Here is a 15,522-nt window from a genome sequence, read left to right on the forward strand (position 1 = left end):
CCCTCCGGGCACGATCGTCACGAGCGCGGCACAGAAAAGCGGGGCGACGGATGATCCCGTCGCCCCGCTGTGCACTGCCGCCGGCGGAACTCAGAGTCCGTCGAGCAGCGAATCGTTGTTCGACGTGGCGGCGATGCGCTTGATAAGCCACTCCATGCCCGCTTGCGGCGGGAGCTGATGCAGGCCGCGGCGCAGCAGATGCACCTTCTCGAGCTGATCGGGGCGATAGAGCTTCTCTTCGCGACGCGTACCGCTGGTGCCGATATCGAACGCTGGGAAAATGCGACGATCGGCCAGCGAGCGATCGAGCTTGATCTCGCAGTTGCCGGTGCCTTTGAACTCCTCGAAGATCACGTCGTCCATGCGCGAGCCGGTCTCGACGAGCGCGGTGGAGATGATTGTGAGCGAGCCACCGCCGTGCTGCGGGGCAATCATACGCGCCGATCCGAAGAACGCCTTGGGCTTCTGCATGGCGTTGCTGTCGAGTCCACCCGACATCGTACGGCCGGTGCCGCGCTCCACCGTGTTGTAGGCGCGCGCCAGACGAGTGATGGAATCGAGCACGATCACGACGTCCTTACCCTGTTCCACCAGGCGACGGGCACGTTCGAGCGTCATCTCCGCCACTTCCACGTGCCGCTTGGGCGGCATGTCGAAGCTGGATGCCACGACCTCGCCGTAGCCCCACGTGATCATTTCGCTCACTTCTTCCGGACGTTCGTCCACCAAGAGCACCAGCAGGGCCGCTTCCGGATGATTGATCGCTACGCCCTCCACGATCGCCTGCAGGAGCGTCGTCTTGCCGGCGCGGGCCGGAGCGACGATAAGCGCCCGCTGTCCGTAGCCGATTGGCGCAATCAGGTCGATGGCGCGGCGCGTGAGCTCCGGGCCGGTCTTGGCCGGACGCCCCGTTTCCAATGTCAGCTTCCGATCGGGATAGCTGGCCGTGAGGGTATTGAAGTCGGAGCGCTTTTCGAGCACGACGGGCGAGCCGTCGTTGAGCTGCTGTACTTCGATAATGACCTGACGGCCACGCGGGTCGCGCCCGAACGTGGCGTCGAGCTTGTCGCTTCGCCGGAGCTGATGCAGGCGCACGAGTGCCGGCGGGACAAAGGGGTCGGTCGGATCGGGCAGGTAGCTGTTGGTGGCGCTACGCAAGAAACCGCCATCACGCGACGGGTCGAACCAGCCGGACATCGTCCCGTCGACGACGGTGGGCGTGGTCGGCACCGACGGTGAACGCTCTACGCCGCCGTCACCGCCCTGCGGAGAACGAACGTCGCCACCGACCCCATCGCGGCGGAAGCGGTTGCGGCCGCGACGTCCGTTGCGTCGCAATGCCGCATCAGCACCACGGTCCGGTCCGGTCCGGTCGCCACGGTCACCGCCGCGCTCCGGTCCGCGCTCCGGTCCGCGGTCCAATCCGCGATCCGGTCTGTCTTGCGGCGCACTCTGTCCGCCGGTCGGCGTACCGCCGGCGGTGTCAGGACGTTCACCGCGCGGTGTTCGATCGCCGCGTTCGTGGCGCTGACGGCCGCGGTCGCGCTGACGTCCGCCGCGATCGGGGCGGGCAGGGCGGTCGGAACGTTCAGGGCGATCGCCGAACGGGCGTTCCGGTCGCGCCTCGGGACGCTCCGCGCTGCTGGAGAGCGGGTTGGCCGGGCGGTCGAAGGCGCGGTCGTAGCGATCGGCGCTGTCGAGGCGAGGACGCTCGGCCGCCGGATCAAAGAAGGCAGGAGGCGCCAAGGATTCCGAGCGAGGCGCGGATCGCGGCTCCGAACGGAAGTCGCCACGCGGTTCATCTCGTGGCTCATCTCGCGGCTCGCTGCGTGGTTCGCTGCGTGGTTCGCTGCGTGGTTCAGGTCGCGATTCCGCACGCGGTATGGGCGGGGTGGGGGGCGTCGATGGCGCTTCGCGCTCGGCAGTTGACGGAGCCTCAGCAGCGGCCTCAGTCGCCGAGCGACGGGGGGGGCGGCCGCGACGCGGTCGAGGGGCCTCGTCAGGTGCGCTAGCCGCCGGCGGCGGTGCGGCATCCTTCGGCGCGGGCGTCGACGGGGCATCGAGATAGGGATTGTCGTCCCCACCGGAATCGGGGGACGGCGCGGCACTGGTGCGGCTGCGGCGAATAGGGCGTTTGCGTTCGGTCATTCGAAAACTGCGAGTGGTACAGGGTGCTCCGTTCCGATCTGGAAGGGAGCGCGACGCTGCCGCAGGCATGAAGACATGCGATGCAACAGGCCGAAAGTTCGATGCCCGTGTCGGACTCGAGCTGCGCGAAGAGCGCTGATATTGCGGGTCGCTTTGGACGGGGAGAGTCGTGCCGTCGCACTTGCCGGAAAAGCCGTACGTGCCTTCGTACATGCCTTCCGGTACCGCGGGGGGTGCGCGAGAAACTCGCGCCTCCAGTCACAAGGGGAAGTTCGCAAACTCGCGAGGGATCCCCGGCCGACCGATTCACCCGGATCTGAATGTGCTGTGCCACGTGGTCTGGGACCTTGGCACAGCCAGCCGGTGTCGGTGGGCTCGTCACGCGCCCTTTGAAAAGCAACGCGCGACACTAGGAGTATTACGATCCTACCCCGATCGCGCAACCCATTAATCGCAGCCGTGACCTGACCAGATTACCGGACCCGTCTACTTTTCGATCATGATCGCACCTCCTAACGACCTTCCGGCCGCCCTCGCTGATGCGGTGGGCGCCTACGAAGCCTCGGGAAACGTCGGCGCCCTGATGGAGCGCCTGCATACCCTCCGCGCTACGGTCACGCCCGATGCCCTCGTGGCCGCCGCTGAACCGTGGCTGCATATGCCCGAAGTCGTCGGCCCGCTGTATGAGCGCGTGGTCGATCAGCAGCCGACCAACGCGCGCGCCCTTGTCATTCTCGCCAACGCCTACTGGCTGTCCGGTCGCGGTCCCGACGTCGTGGGAGATCTGGCCAGCCGCGCGCTGGCGTCGGATCCGCAGAATCGCGGCGCCTGGCACATGTGGGCCCTGACCGAATCGAATCAGCGCGATCGCACGATCCGCTGGCTGCAGGTCACGCAGCGTTTCCCGGAAGATCAGCTGGCCAAGGCCGCCTTGGCCGACAATGCGAGTTCGCTGGCCGCCGCTGAGCATGACAAGGAAGCGCTGGCGCTTGCCATTTCCGCGTACGAAGAGCTGTGGGCCACTTCGCCCACCGAGCAGCAACGGGCGGCCCTCGAAACCGCGCTCACCACCCTTCGCAACTACTCGCTGTGACCGACGCGCCCACCCCCCGCACGCCGCCGCACGATCACGTCGAAAGCGATGCGCTCGCCGAGTTCCGGATGTTTCGCGAGCGCATGAACACGCGCATCCTCGGCGAAAACAATCTCGTCATCAATCGCTTCTTCAATCTCGACGGCCGCGCTTACGAGGGCGGGAGCTTGAGCGTGAAGACGAAAGAACTGCTTGGGCTCGTAGCCTCGCTCGTCCTGCGCTGTGATGACTGCATTACCTATCACATCGTCCGCTGTGCCGAAGAGGGTGTGAGCCGGGACGAAGTGTTCGAAACGATGAGCATCGGACTCATCGTGGGTGGCAGCATCGTGATTCCGCATCTACGGCGTGCCGTGGACCGCTGGGATGAAGCCGAGAAACTGCGCGGCTAACGGGCGACCGTTTTCGGGTTGCCATCGGAGACGTAGCGCGCCCACTTGCCGGGCTTGTCCATCTGATCGAGTGTGGCGGACAGCTTGGTGCCTCCCTGCAGCGGCACCCGTGGCAGGGACTTCGGGTTGAACTCCGGATCATACGGGCTGCGCGCCGGACCGCCGGCGACTTCGAACACGGCCTCATGGCGGTAGCGCACGTCGCGCTGGCTCTTCTTGTCATACCACGACCCATTGAACGCCAGCGCTCTATTCTTCGGCCAGAGGCCGTAGGGCAGGGCGAAGCCGCGCACCTTGTAGCCGGGCATGGCCGAGTCGATCGCCATCACGCCACGCGCCAGCTGCTCCTGCACTACGGCGTCGGAGTACTTGCTGAGCTTCGCATGCCACAACGTGTGGTTGCACAGCTCGAAGCCCTGCTGGGCCAGAAATTGCACTTTCTTGAAGCGCCACTCCGTCTTCTGGCCGTCGATGCCCTTGTCGCCGAAGAAAGCGTGACCCGCTTCGGCCGCGGGCAGCATGCAGAACAGCCCCTTGGCCTTCCAGTCAGGGTGCGCCTTGATGAAGTCGAGCAGTATACCGACCGCACTCGTTGGATCCACGATGAGCGCGCCGTTGCGTTCGATGTATCGGAACTGGCTTGGCGACGCATCGTCGAATGTGAACAGCACGGGCGTCTTCCCGGCCGGGACGTCCATCGTCTTGTCCAGCATCTCCGACAGGTTCACCGGCACGTATCCGCGCGTGTGCAGCTCACTCAACTCGGCGCGGAATCGCTCGCGCGACACCTTGTAGGTGCCATCGGCCACCACCACTTGATGCCACTCCACAATAGGGATGCGCCCCAGCTCATTGGGCACGCGCGGGCCGTTTGGTGCCGTCGCCGGCGCTTTGTTCGGCGACTGTGCCCGCTGCGCCTGTGCCGGTTTGGCGGGCTGCCAGATGGCACTTTCCGGGCGCTCAGGCCGTACGATTGCACGAGACAGCGCGTGAGCGGCGGACGGAAGCAGATGCGACGCAACCCAAACGGCCGCTCCAACTGTCTTTACCAGGATCGACACGCGTTGCGTGGTGCGGACGGTGCAGGAGCGGATGGGATATTTTTGACGTGCCATGATCGCCGAGGAGTGTGATGGACGCTGAAGGTAACAACACGGCGGCGCCGGTCGCGATACCGGTCGAGATACCGGCCGTGTCGTGGCGCACACGGCTGTACAAGCCGCTGCTGTACGCAGGGGCAATCGCTGTTGCCGGGATGTTCACCACCGCATCCTGGTGGTGGTCGTGCGGCTGGCAGGGCTGCCCCACACCGGCGCAGTTGCGCGCGTGGAAGCCCACCGAAGGCGGCGCGCTGTTGGCGCGCGACAGCGCCTTCGTGAGTGCACTCTCACCCGTCAATCGCACGAACGTTCCGCTCAGCCGGGTACCAGCGCAGGTGCAGGCGGCCTTCATCGCCGTCGAAGATCGGCGCTTTCACGCGCACCATGGTGTCGACTGGTACGGTGTCGGTCGCGCAACGGTTGCCAACGTCACGGCCGGCAGCGTGCGCGAAGGCGCCAGCACCATCACGATGCAGCTGGCCCGCAACGTTTTCCTAGGCAATCGCGCCACCGAGCGCACGTTGGGTCGCAAGCTGCTCGAGTGGCGCTATGCCTCGCTGCTCGAGGGTGCCCTGTCCAAACAGGACATCCTCGAGCGATACCTCAATGCGATCTACCTCGGCAACGGCGTGTACGGCGTCGAGGGCGCGAGCCGTGATCTGTTCGGCAAGTCGGTGAAGGATATCTCGCTCAGTGACGCCGCGATGCTGGCTGGCCTGCCCAAGGCGCCGTCGTCGTATTCACCGCGACGCGACAAAACGCGCGCGCTTGCTCGCCGCTCCATTGTCTTCGATGTGCTGCTGCGTGAAGGGGTGGCTGACAGCGCCACGATTCGGGCGCTGCGCCACACGCCGCTCAAGCTGGCGCGCGCGGAATGGGCGCCGGCGCGCGCGGTGGATTCGTGGGCCGTGGAAGCGGTACGCGTGACCCTCGACTCGCTACGCAAAGCCGGGGTGATTCCCAAGTCCCTCAATGATGCCCAACTCCGCGTCTGGAGCACGATCGACCGTCGCGCGCAGATCGCCGGCGAGCGCGCCATCGCGTCAGGTGCCTGGCAAATCGATCAGGAGCGAGCCTACGGCGGTTTTGCGGTGAGCGGCGCGGGGTCGCGCACGCAGGGGTCGCTGGTGGCACTCGACCCCGCAACCGGAGCGCTCCGCGCCATCGTAGGCGGTCGCCGCATCGAGCGGAAAGGCTTCAACCGCGCGCTGCGCGCCAAGCGTCAGCCGGGCAGCACGTTCAAGCCGTTTGTCTACGCCGAGGCGCTGCGACAAGGCTTCACGGCCGCCAGCATGCTTGAAGATGAACCGGTTGAGATTGATATCGGTCGCACCACGTGGACGCCCGCCAACTACGGTGACGACTACGCGGGGCACATCACCATGCGCGATGCCTTGGCCCGTTCTGCCAACGCGGCCACCGTGCGCCTCAGCAGCAAGCTGAGCGTAAAGCGCATCGCCGATCTCGCGCATGCCCAAGGCATCATGAGCGACCTGCCCATTGTGCCGGCGCTCGCGCTCGGCGCCGGCGCCGTCACGCCACTCGAGCTCACGGCCGCGTACGCCCCGTTCGGTAACGGTGGTACACGCGTGCAGCCGTATCTCGTGGAACGCGTGGAAGATCAGTTCGGACGGGTGATCTGGAGCCACGAGCGTACCGCCGGCGCCCAGGTGCTCGAAGCAACAGACGCATTTCTGATGACCTCTCTGTTGCAAGGCGTGGTTGATCGTGGCACCGGTCGTTCGGTACGCGACGCCGGCATTCGTGGGCCAGTGGCCGGCAAAACCGGCACCACCAACGACGGCACCGATGTGTGGTTTGTGGGTTACACCCCCACCCTGGTGGCCAGTGTCTGGTTCGGCGCCGACGATCCGCAGCCGCTCGGCTGGAACGCGTCTGGTGGTCGACTGGCGGCTCCGGTATGGGCTCGGTTTCTCCGCGACGGATGGCACAGCCCCGAAGAAGATAGCGCTTGGGTGCCGCCCGCCGGCATCGAGACCAAACAGATCGATATCGGTACCGGCAAGCTCGCCAGCGACTGGTGCGGACCGTCGCGTAAAGAGTTCTTTGTACGCGGGAGCGCGCCCAAGACCTCGTGTGAAAGCGATCCGTATCTCGCCATGCGTGATGCCGAGCCGCCCGACTGGCACGACAGCACCAGCGGCGGACCGGGCGAGATCGATCCGGCGCAGATTGCCGAGGCGGTGGGTGGCGTATTGGAGGCGGTGGGTGGCAACGCCACAGCCCGCGCCGCCGCCGATCGCATCATCAGCGAGTTACGCAAAGCGCAGCGCGAGGCCGCTCGTGAAGCGAAGCGGGAGGTTGAGCGCCTGCGTCGTGAACTGCGGGGCGGGCCGCGTCCGCCGGAGCCGCCGCGGCCGCCTCGCGGGCGCGATTAGGGCAGGCTGTCACGTCGGACCGCGTGGGAGAGTTTCGTCGGAGACGCCGCAGCGAGCAGCTCGCCCTCTCACCGTATCGTTGCCGCCCACGCGCCGAAGCCAAGCTCGATCGCATCCCAGCGTCGCCGCGGCTCGTCGCGCGAGGCCAATCCATTTCGACGGCACGTGGATGCCATTGGCGTTGGCGAGATCCCCGCTTCGAGCGAGAGGGCGTCGTTGGCCGCGACGTTGTGATCGGTGCGCGCGATCTTCCCCACACGGCGGGAGCACGGCTATCTGGTGGCGCCCTGAGCGTGACCTGAGAATCCCGACCGTGCTATTCCGCGCCTTGTGACTGGAAACCGATGATCAGCATCGCGCAATCCCGGGGCCGCGATCGAGACCAGCAAGGACTCGATCGTCACCAATCCTGCCGTGAGATCGGCAAGGCCCGCTTCAATCAGTTCCGCTCCGGCAAAATGGGAGACGACCATACGTGGATTGTACGGCCTCTTTCAGGGCCATGCCGCCCTCCCCACGCGCGCGCTCGATGCGATAGCGGTCGGCGAGCGCGGTGGTGAGACGGGCGACGGTGGCGTTCATTTTGCGCCGCCCAAACGGCGCCGGAGTGTGGCTACCCAGTTCAGCTCGACCACGAGCCTCCGGGATTCGTCGTTGGTGCGCACCATGACAAAGCCTGAACCATCGGGGAACACGTCGTAATTCGGATGGAAGGCGTCGGTTTCGAACGGTCGATCGAAGAGGACCCGTCGTGCACCAACGGCAATTCGTGGCGTGAGGCCGATGTCCGCGACCATTAATTTGCGATCCTCGCGGTAGAACAGGCGCCGGCCATCGCGCGACCAAAGTGGCTCGCCGCCTCCGCTTGACGACACCGCCACCCGGCCGCCGCCGGGTGCCAACGATCGGACGTACACCTCCTCGCGGCCTGCCTCGTTGGACACGTAGGCGAGCCAAAGGCCGTCCGGCGATACCCGCGGCAGCTTGTCATCCGTCGGGCCCACGATCAGCGGCACCGGTGCGGTCACCCACGAGCGGCAATCGCAGGATATCGCGGTTCACAGCCGGCGCGTCCACCCGATAAACGATACTGCGTCCGTCGGGCGAATACACGCCGTCGCGTATCCCCACGCCAGTCCCGTCGAGCAGCTTCACTGCGGTGCCGCTGCCGTCGGCAGATTGCTCCCAGAGCGAATGGGGGAGCACACGCGCCGAGGAGAAGCGGAGACGCAGTCCGTCGGGACTCCACTCGGGTCGATCGCTCTTACCGTCACGCGTGACCCGTTCGACGGTCTGGGACGCCAGATCCGCGACCCAGATGTCTGTTCCCTGCTGGTCCGCCAGCTCATACGCGAGGCGGCGTCCGTCGGGGGAGAGGCGCGGGTGCGCGTAGCTGCGCTCGGCCTCCAGCAGTCGGCTGGCCACACCTGCCGGATTGACTCTGCGGGCGAAGAACAGAGGCGCGGACCCGACCGCTTGTTGCCCGATGATGGATCGACCACGAACGCGTCGTCTGCATCACCGACCAGCAGCCGGCTTGCACTAATCCACGAGGCGCAAGTGTACGCGGTCAGATCGGTGAGTGTCGCGACCGTCCCTCCGGCAATCGCCACGGTCTTGAGCTTCGCAGCTGCCATCATGCAGCAGGATATTTTCCGGCTTGATGTCGCGGTGAATCACGTTCTGTCGATGCGCGTAGTCGAGCGCACTGGCCACTTCGCGCGCGATCCGCACGGCGTCAGCGATCGGCAGCTGGCGTTCGCGCTCGAGTCGTGCGCGCAACGTTTCGCCCGTCACGAGTGGCATCACGTAGTACAACAGGCCGTCGGCCTCGCCGCTGTCGAGCAGCGGCAGGATGTGCGGATGCTGCAGGCGTGCGATAGTGCGGATCACGCTCAAGAACCGTTCGCCGCCGAGGGCCGCGCCCAGGTCGGGATGCAGCACTTTGATGGCGACATCGCGCTCGTGCTTGAGGTCGTGCGCGAGGTACACGGTGGCCATACCGCCGGCGCCAAGCTCGCGCCCGATGCGGTAACGGTCGGCGAGGGCGTCGCGCAGCTGCCGCATCGTGAGAGCTCCTGGGAGGGAGTTGCAGCGGGAAGGCCAACGTAAGGGCTGGAAGGAATGGCGGCAAGCCGAGTGCCTTGTTTAACGCGCCCTCGCGGTCTACGTTCGTTGCCCTTCGCCGCGCCCACTCCAGCCACACCGCAAGATGCCCAAGCTCCTCGCCGCCGCGTGCGCGCTGGCCGCCATCGGCTTCGCGTTCCCGCGCGTCGCGTCGCCGCGCTTCGAGACGCACGTCGTCGCGCGCGATCTCACCGGCGGCTATCAGGTGCTCGCGTCGGACCTGAACCGCGATGGGCGCCCCGACCTCGTCGTCGTCAGTGACCTGCCGGAGATCGTGTGGTTCGAAAACCCGTCGTGGAAACGCCATGTGCTCGCGCGCGGGCTGGTCGACGTGGTCAACGTCGCCGCGGCCGATGCTGACGGCGATGGCGTCCCGGAGATCGCTATCGCATCGGGCTTCTCGACCACGCCCGGCGAGAGCGCAGGCATCGTCACGCTGCTCACGCACGGCGCCGACGTCACGGGGCCGTGGACCGCGCGCGAGATCGATCGTACGCCCTCAGCGCACCGGCTCCGCTGGTTCGTCGACGGTGACGGCGCGCGCTGGCTCATGAACGCGCCGCTCGCCGCCGCGAGCTCCGGGCCACCGATGTATGCGGGCGCGACGCCGATCTACGCGTACCGCGCGCCGGCATTCCGGCGCGACAGCCTGCCGAGCGCTGAATCAGGCGTCGTGCACGCACTCGAGCCGATGCACGCACCGTTTTGCGAGGCGTGCCTGGTCGCCGCCGGTTTCGCGGGCCTGCACCGCTACGAGCGCGTGCGCAATGCGTGGCGGCAATCGGCGCTCGCGCCCGGCGACGCGGCGCCCGTACCGAACGGCGGGTCGAGCGAGGCCGCCACGGGACGGCTCCCGGGAGGGCGCGCATTTCTCGCGTCAATCGAACCGTGGCACGGCCGGCAGGTCGTGGTCTACACGCCGGCGCGTGGTGGCGCGTGGACTCGCCAGGTGATTGACACTGCGCTCGTCGACGGCCATACGCTCGTTGCCGCTGATTTCGACGGCGACGGCGTCGATGAGCTCGTCGCGGGACAACGCGGAGGCACGCGCAGCGTATGGATTTACACAACGAGTTCCGACGGCATGCGCTGGACGCGCACGGTGCTCGACGACGGTGGCATGGGCGCGGCAGGATGCGCGACGGCGGACCTCGACGGCGACGGCCGCACTGACGTCGCGTGCGTGTCGACCGCCACGGCGACGCTCAAGTGGTATCGCAACGTCGCTCCGGCGCGCACCCGGTAGCGAGCGGTCCCCGTTGCCGTGCGGTGCGCGATCGCCGGTCAGCTATGGCTTCCGCGGCGTTGTTGGAAGCCCCATGCGTCGAATCAGCCCTGCGAGCCGCGGGTCCTGCTGTAGCGAGTCGAACTCGGGCCAGGTGGCGATTCCCCACAACCAACCGGTGCGATCGATCACCGTCCGATCGAGCCATGCAACTGCCTCATCCCGATCGCCCATGGCGGCGTACACGGCGACCATAGAAATGGGATTCACGTAGTGGTCGCGACCATACGTCAGCAGCTGCTCCAGCATCAGCTTTGCCTTCGCTGTTTGTCCCGCGCGCGCCAGTGTGACGGCGTAGCCAAACAGTGGCACATCACCCGCCGCCTGCTGCGCGCGCTCGTATTCTGCCAGCGCTTGCGCATACTGCCCCTTCTCCCGGTAGGCCGCGCCGAGGAACGAGTCCCAGTAGAAGAGTCGTTGGTCCGGCCACGACGCGACGATCTGTGGATGCTCAGCGATCAGCTGATCGTAGCGCCGACCCATATACAGGCACAGTTCGCGCGTCCAGGACGCGAGGGCATTGAGCGGATCGAGTGTGATTGCCGCCTTGGCGGCCTTCAGGCCTTCGTCGACGCGGCCGACTGTGCACAGCGAGACGGCGTACAGAATCTGCGTCTGCGCAGAATTCGGTTCGCGCGCGGCGGCGTCGCTGAGTTCGCGGTTGCTCTTCGCCAGCGTCCAGTTGAGCGCCATGTCCGCAAACGCGATGAGTGCCCGCGCGTCGCCAACGAGGCTGTCCCGCGTGAGGGCTCGTCGCGCTGCAGTTCGCGACGAGTCGTACGCAATGTTCGATGGCATGTAGGCGTCGGCCAGCGACATGTACTGAAACGCGATGGCGGCATCGGCTTGGGCGTAATCGGGATCAATCGCTAGGGCTTGGCGGAAGAGCTCGAGGGCGCGTCGCAGCGCTGCCTGCGTGCCCTGCGAGGCGATGGTCTGCGCCCGCAGGTAGAGATCGTGGGCGGCCGGGCTCGTGGTGCGCCCCGTCCGTGTTGCGGCGAGCGCGCCGGCGCCCAGCGACAGTGACAGCTTGCGAACGGTTGCGGCAGTGATCGAGTCCTGAACGGCAAAGGCGTCCTTCGTGTCCCGGTCGTAGGTCTCGGACCAGAGCTCGACGCCTTCCTTGGCGTCGGTAAGCTGCACGCTGACGCGCATGCGGTCACCACTTCGTCGCACTGATCCCTGCAGCACCACATCCACCCCAAGCTTCTGGCCGACTTCCTTCACGTCGAGATCGCGACGCCCCTTGAAAGCGTACGACGAGGTTCGTGCCGCGACCTTGAGCCCCGGCAGCTTGCCGAGTGCGGTGGCCAGCTCGTCGGCCATGCCGTCGGCGAAGTATTCCTGCGTCGAATCGCCGCCCACATTCACGAGCGGTAGCACGGCAATCGACTTGCTTCGCGGTGCGGCGCTGACCGTTGGTGTGTCCTTCCTACCTGACATCAGCCAGGCGATAAGTGCGACAGTCGCCACGCCACCGATGCCGGCAGCCGCGAGCCAGCGGCGCGCGAAAACACCCGCGTATGCAGAAGCCGACGCCTCGGCAGTCAATGCTTTCGCGAACGCGCCGCAGCCAGAAAAGCGATCGGCTGGTGACTTGGCGAGCGCCCGTTCGATCGCCTGGTCCATCGCGACTGACACCGTGCTTCGCGTGGCCCGCACACTTCGCGGCTTCTCGGTCATCAGCCGCGCGATGATGACCTGCGACGTGGCGCCGGTGTGTGGCGGTTCGCCAACCAGCATCTCGTATGTCACCGCACCCAACGCGTACTCGTCGCTGCGTGCGTCGATCACGCGGTCACCCGTCGCCTGCTCGGGGCTCATGTAGTGCGGTGTGCCGAGCGAGAGTCCCGTTTCGGTGATGCGCGAACCGCCGGCCTGCGCGACCGCCAGTGCAATACCGAAATCCGCGATGACCGGTTGGCCCGCCTGAAGCAGGATGTTCTCGGGCTTGAGGTCGCGGTGAATCACACCACGCTGGTGTGCGTAGTCGAGCGCGCCGGCTAGGAGTGTCGCCAGGCGCACGACCTCGTCGACGGGCAGCTGATGCTCGCGTTCGAGTCGCACGCGCAGCGTCTCGCCTTCGACGTATGGCATGACGTAGTAGAGCAGTCCGTCGCTCGCTCCAGAGTCGAACAGCGGCAGCAGGTTCGGATGCTGCAGGTTCGCGGTGACCTTGATCTCATCGAGAAACCGCTCTGCCCCAAGCACGGCGCCGAGTTCCGGCTTGAGCACTTTGATCGCGACCTTGCGGTCGTGCTTGCGGTCGTGCGCGAGGTATACGGTGGCCATGCCGCCTGCACCGAGTTCGCGTTCCACGCGGTAACGATCGGCAAGCGCGGTGGTGAGCCGCGAGAGCACGGTCATTGTCTGCTCCCGCCTTCCAAGCCCGCCTTCCGCAACCCCACCATGATATCAGCGACCAGCGCCGGCTCGAACCACCCCAATAATATCGCTTCTCCGGAAGTGGCGAATTCCGCCTGCTGCGTCAGCAACGTGGCGAGGGCATACGACGCGCCCGGTATCTCTTCGAGCTGGCCGAGTGCCGCCACGAGCAGGATGTTGTTCCAGAATACCTCGGGCACATTGGCGCGCACCGCTTCGTCTGCGGCCGCGCGATAGTTCCCGAGCCGGTACTCATTCAGCCCCAGGATCGTTTCATACCAGCGCGGGTGGTGCGGATTGAGCTCGATCGCATGCCGGATCAGCGCGCAACCGCGATCCCAATGCCCGGTGAAGCAGATCAGGAAAAACGCCTCGTTGCTGCCGTCGAGCGGGTTGAGCTCTATCGCTCGCTCGGCGGCGGCAAGGCAGCCCGCCGTCTCCTTGTTGAAAAAGCGCGCGACCGCGAGCGCCTGATGCGCCAGGTGGTTGCTCGGGGCGAGGTCGACCGCGCGGCGAGCCAGCGTAACGGCCCGATCGAGCGATCCCGGGCGCGGATTGAATCCGTGCGCAATCTCGTGAGATGTCACCCACGAGAGCATCGCGATGCAATCGGCGTCCATTGGCGCTCGCGATACCGCCTGTTCGAGTGCATCGCGCGCGGCCCCGTGCTCCTCCGGTGTGAGTCGCAAGTGATAGCCGAAGCCGCGCATGAGCGCTTCGTACGGACTCAGCCCGTTCGGCTCTCGCGACCTGACGGCGTCGCAGATGCTCCGCGCGAGCACGCCGAAGTGATCGCCGCATGTCGAGACGATCCGTGGCACGAGGTCATCCTGCAGCTCGAACGCCCCATCGGCCTCGAACGCGCGATCATAATTCTCGGCCCACAGCGAAACACCCGACGCGACGTCCACGAGTTGCACCGTGACGCGCAACCGGGTTCCGGCCTTCCGCAGGCTCCCCTGAATGACGTAGCGAGCGCCACGCGCCTCACCCGCAGCGTGCAGGTCGTCGCCGCGAGTGAGAGCCGCGTCGGCCCCACGCGCGAGCACGCGCAGCCATGGGAAGCGCAACAGCCCGGTCACGATCTCGTCCGCGAGACCGTCGGCGAGCATCGCCAGATCAACATGGCCGGTGGGGTACTTGAACGGCTGCACGGCAATGCGAAAATCGTCGACCCTCGGATGGCGTGGAGCGTGGCTCGTGATCTCGGCATTCAATGCCGACACGAAGGCCTCCGCTGTCACAAAGCGATCACTCGGCGACTTCGACAGCACGATCATCAGCGCCGACTCCACGGCCGGCGGCACGGTTTCGCGCAGCGTCGAGACGCGCGGCACGGGGTCGCGGAAGCGCTTCGCGATAATTGCCTGCGCGGTGGCGCCGGTGTACGGCGGCTCGCCGGCCAGCATTTCGTATAACACGCAACCGAGTGCGTACAGATCGCTCCGGCCGTCGATGTCGTCGCCGACCGACTGTTCAGGGCTCATGTATAGCGGCGTACCCAACGCCATACCCGTGCCCGTCAACCGCTCGCCACCCGCGCTCGACACCACGCGCGCAATGCCGAAGTCCGCTACGATCGCATGACCATCGTGCAGGAGAATGTTCTCCGGCTTGATGTCGCGATGAATCACGTGATGCCGGTGCGCGTAGTCGAGCGCACTCGCGACTTCGCGGGCGATGCGCACCGCGTCGGCGATGGGCAGCTGCCGTTCGCGCTCCAATCGCGCGCGCAATGTTTCACCCGTCACGAGTGGCATCACGTAGTACAGCAAGCCGTCGGCTTCGCCCGAATCGAGCAGCGGCAGGATGTGCGGATGCTGCAGGCGTGCGGTGGTGCGGATCTCGCTCAAGAACCGTTCGCCGCCGAGGGCCGCGCCTAGGTCTGGATGCAGCACTTTGATGGCGACATCGCGTTCGTGCTTGAGGTCGTGCGCGAGGTACACGGTGGCCATGCCGCCGGCGCCAAGTTCGCGTTCGAGGCGGTAGCGGTCGGCAAGCGCCGTCGTCACACGCACGAGGACGCTGTTCATCGGTTGGCAGCGTCTACGGCGCGTTTCATCTGTCTCACCCAGTCCGGGATAACGCGCAGGTAAGCGCCCAAGTTTTCCGAAGGCGACTGGAGATAAATGACGTCCCCGCCAGTCGTCGTCGCGAGCGACCACCCCGGTGTATCCGCGAAGCGGGGATCGCGAGCAATCAACTCCTTGCTCCCGACCGGTGAGCTCGAGTTCGGATCGATGCGCGTCCGGTAGATCGACGCCGCGATCACCCCCTCCGACCGGTATTGCGACAGGTATACCAGCTCGGAGTTGGAGGCCCAGCGCGGTTCCGTTCCATCCGCATCGACAAGGTATCGCCGGTCGAGCGCAGGCCATGGCTGCAGCTGCACGCCCGTCACGCCCGGCGCCTGGTACGCAATCCACCGTCGGTCTGGCGAAATGGACACGAAGTACGTCTTGAGGTTGATCGAATCAACGGTCGCTGGTGTGTGTGTCGGATCGACGATCATGGGACGCCCCTGCGACAGCAAACTCCCGACCAGGAGAAAATCTGCGGCGATCCACGACGACACCTGCATATTGATTGGTGG

General features: G+C 66.2%; 13 protein-coding genes. 4 read left to right on the forward strand and 9 right to left on the reverse strand.

Features of this window, described 5'->3' with window-relative positions:
* Positions 1-90 precede the first annotated feature (90 nt).
* Positions 91-1,746 (reverse strand): transcription termination factor Rho, encoded by a 1,656-nt coding sequence (rho, locus tag ACLL97_RS19140; protein WP_411282078.1) that lies wholly within the window; start codon positions 1,744-1,746, stop codon positions 91-93.
* A 901-nt stretch (positions 1,747-2,647) separates the two neighbouring features.
* On the opposite strand from rho, the gene ACLL97_RS19145 reads away from it, so the two are divergent.
* Positions 2,648-3,241 carry a hypothetical protein gene (locus tag ACLL97_RS19145; protein WP_411282079.1) on the forward strand — a complete coding sequence of 198 codons (594 nt, stop codon included), beginning with the start codon at positions 2,648-2,650 and terminating at the stop codon, positions 3,239-3,241.
* Positions 3,242-3,309: 68 nt separating this feature from the next.
* The gene (locus tag ACLL97_RS19150) at positions 3,310-3,633 is read left to right on the forward strand and encodes a carboxymuconolactone decarboxylase family protein (RefSeq protein WP_411282090.1); all 324 of its coding nucleotides are present in this window, start codon (positions 3,310-3,312) and stop codon (positions 3,631-3,633) included.
* On the opposite strand, the gene ACLL97_RS19155 is transcribed toward ACLL97_RS19150, so the two are convergent.
* Positions 3,630-4,748 (reverse strand): polysaccharide deacetylase family protein, encoded by a 1,119-nt coding sequence (locus tag ACLL97_RS19155; protein ID WP_411282080.1) that lies wholly within the window; start codon positions 4,746-4,748, stop codon positions 3,630-3,632. The two genes, ACLL97_RS19150 and ACLL97_RS19155, sit on opposite strands and share 4 nt — an antisense overlap.
* Before the next feature lie 17 nt (positions 4,749-4,765).
* Between ACLL97_RS19155 and ACLL97_RS19160 the strand changes: the two genes are divergently transcribed.
* Positions 4,766-7,132, forward strand: a complete 2,367-nt coding sequence (locus tag ACLL97_RS19160) for a PBP1A family penicillin-binding protein (protein ID WP_411282081.1) — start codon at positions 4,766-4,768, stop codon at positions 7,130-7,132.
* A 68-nt stretch (positions 7,133-7,200) separates the two neighbouring features.
* On the opposite strand, the gene ACLL97_RS19165 is transcribed toward ACLL97_RS19160, so the two are convergent.
* From ACLL97_RS19165 to ACLL97_RS19180, 4 genes are all read right to left on the reverse strand, one after another.
* Positions 7,201-7,389 carry a hypothetical protein gene (locus ACLL97_RS19165; protein WP_411282082.1) on the reverse strand — a complete coding sequence of 63 codons (189 nt, stop codon included), beginning with the start codon at positions 7,387-7,389 and terminating at the stop codon, positions 7,201-7,203.
* Positions 7,390-7,710: 321 nt separating this feature from the next.
* Positions 7,711-8,148, reverse strand: coding sequence for a TolB family protein (locus ACLL97_RS19170; RefSeq protein ID WP_411282083.1), 438 nt, complete (start codon positions 8,146-8,148; stop codon positions 7,711-7,713).
* Positions 8,120-8,557: a TolB family protein gene (locus tag ACLL97_RS19175; protein WP_411282084.1), complete on the reverse strand. Its 438-nt coding sequence runs from the start codon at positions 8,555-8,557 to the stop codon at positions 8,120-8,122. Before ACLL97_RS19175 ends, ACLL97_RS19170 begins: the two co-directional genes overlap by 29 nt.
* 117 nt (positions 8,558-8,674) lie before the next feature.
* Positions 8,675-9,199, reverse strand: coding sequence for a serine/threonine-protein kinase (locus tag ACLL97_RS19180; protein WP_411282085.1), 525 nt, complete (start codon positions 9,197-9,199; stop codon positions 8,675-8,677).
* Positions 9,200-9,344: 145 nt separating this feature from the next.
* Between ACLL97_RS19180 and ACLL97_RS19185 the strand changes: the two genes are divergently transcribed.
* Complete coding sequence (locus tag ACLL97_RS19185) at positions 9,345-10,505, forward strand: FG-GAP repeat domain-containing protein (RefSeq protein ID WP_411282086.1); 1,161 nt, start codon at positions 9,345-9,347, stop codon at positions 10,503-10,505.
* Between the two features lie 42 nt (positions 10,506-10,547).
* On the opposite strand, the gene ACLL97_RS19190 is transcribed toward ACLL97_RS19185, so the two are convergent.
* The 3 genes from ACLL97_RS19190 to ACLL97_RS19200 all read right to left on the reverse strand — a co-directional run.
* Positions 10,548-12,911 carry a protein kinase domain-containing protein gene (locus tag ACLL97_RS19190; protein ID WP_411282087.1) on the reverse strand — a complete coding sequence of 788 codons (2,364 nt, stop codon included), beginning with the start codon at positions 12,909-12,911 and terminating at the stop codon, positions 10,548-10,550.
* Positions 12,908-14,962 carry a protein kinase domain-containing protein gene (locus tag ACLL97_RS19195; protein WP_411282088.1) on the reverse strand — a complete coding sequence of 685 codons (2,055 nt, stop codon included), beginning with the start codon at positions 14,960-14,962 and terminating at the stop codon, positions 12,908-12,910. Before ACLL97_RS19195 ends, ACLL97_RS19190 begins: the two co-directional genes overlap by 4 nt.
* Positions 14,959-15,522: hypothetical protein (locus tag ACLL97_RS19200; RefSeq protein ID WP_411282089.1), on the reverse strand; the 564-nt coding region annotated here is incomplete at its 5' end. The genes ACLL97_RS19200 and ACLL97_RS19195, both read right to left, overlap by 4 nt.

It is taken from the genome of Gemmatimonas sp., assembly GCF_046594945.1.
GTDB lineage: Bacteria > Gemmatimonadota > Gemmatimonadetes > Gemmatimonadales > Gemmatimonadaceae > Gemmatimonas.

Excerpts from the sequence above, each read along its gene's own strand:
- ACLL97_RS19145 (WP_411282079.1), top strand. The coding sequence starts at position 2,648 with ATGATCGCACCTCCTAACGACCTTCCGGCCGCCCTCGCTGATGCGGTG.
- ACLL97_RS19150 (WP_411282090.1), top strand. The coding sequence starts at position 3,310 with ATGTTTCGCGAGCGCATGAACACGCGCATCCTCGGCGAAAACAATCTC.
- ACLL97_RS19155 (WP_411282080.1), bottom strand. The coding sequence starts at position 4,748 with ATGGCACGTCAAAAATATCCCATCCGCTCCTGCACCGTCCGCACCACG.
- ACLL97_RS19160 (WP_411282081.1), top strand. The coding sequence starts at position 4,766 with ATGGACGCTGAAGGTAACAACACGGCGGCGCCGGTCGCGATACCGGTC.
- ACLL97_RS19180 (WP_411282085.1), bottom strand. The coding sequence starts at position 9,199 with ATGCGGCAGCTGCGCGACGCCCTCGCCGACCGTTACCGCATCGGGCGC.
- ACLL97_RS19185 (WP_411282086.1), top strand. The coding sequence starts at position 9,345 with ATGCCCAAGCTCCTCGCCGCCGCGTGCGCGCTGGCCGCCATCGGCTTC.
- ACLL97_RS19190 (WP_411282087.1), bottom strand. The coding sequence starts at position 12,911 with ATGACCGTGCTCTCGCGGCTCACCACCGCGCTTGCCGATCGTTACCGC.
- ACLL97_RS19195 (WP_411282088.1), bottom strand. The coding sequence starts at position 14,962 with ATGAACAGCGTCCTCGTGCGTGTGACGACGGCGCTTGCCGACCGCTAC.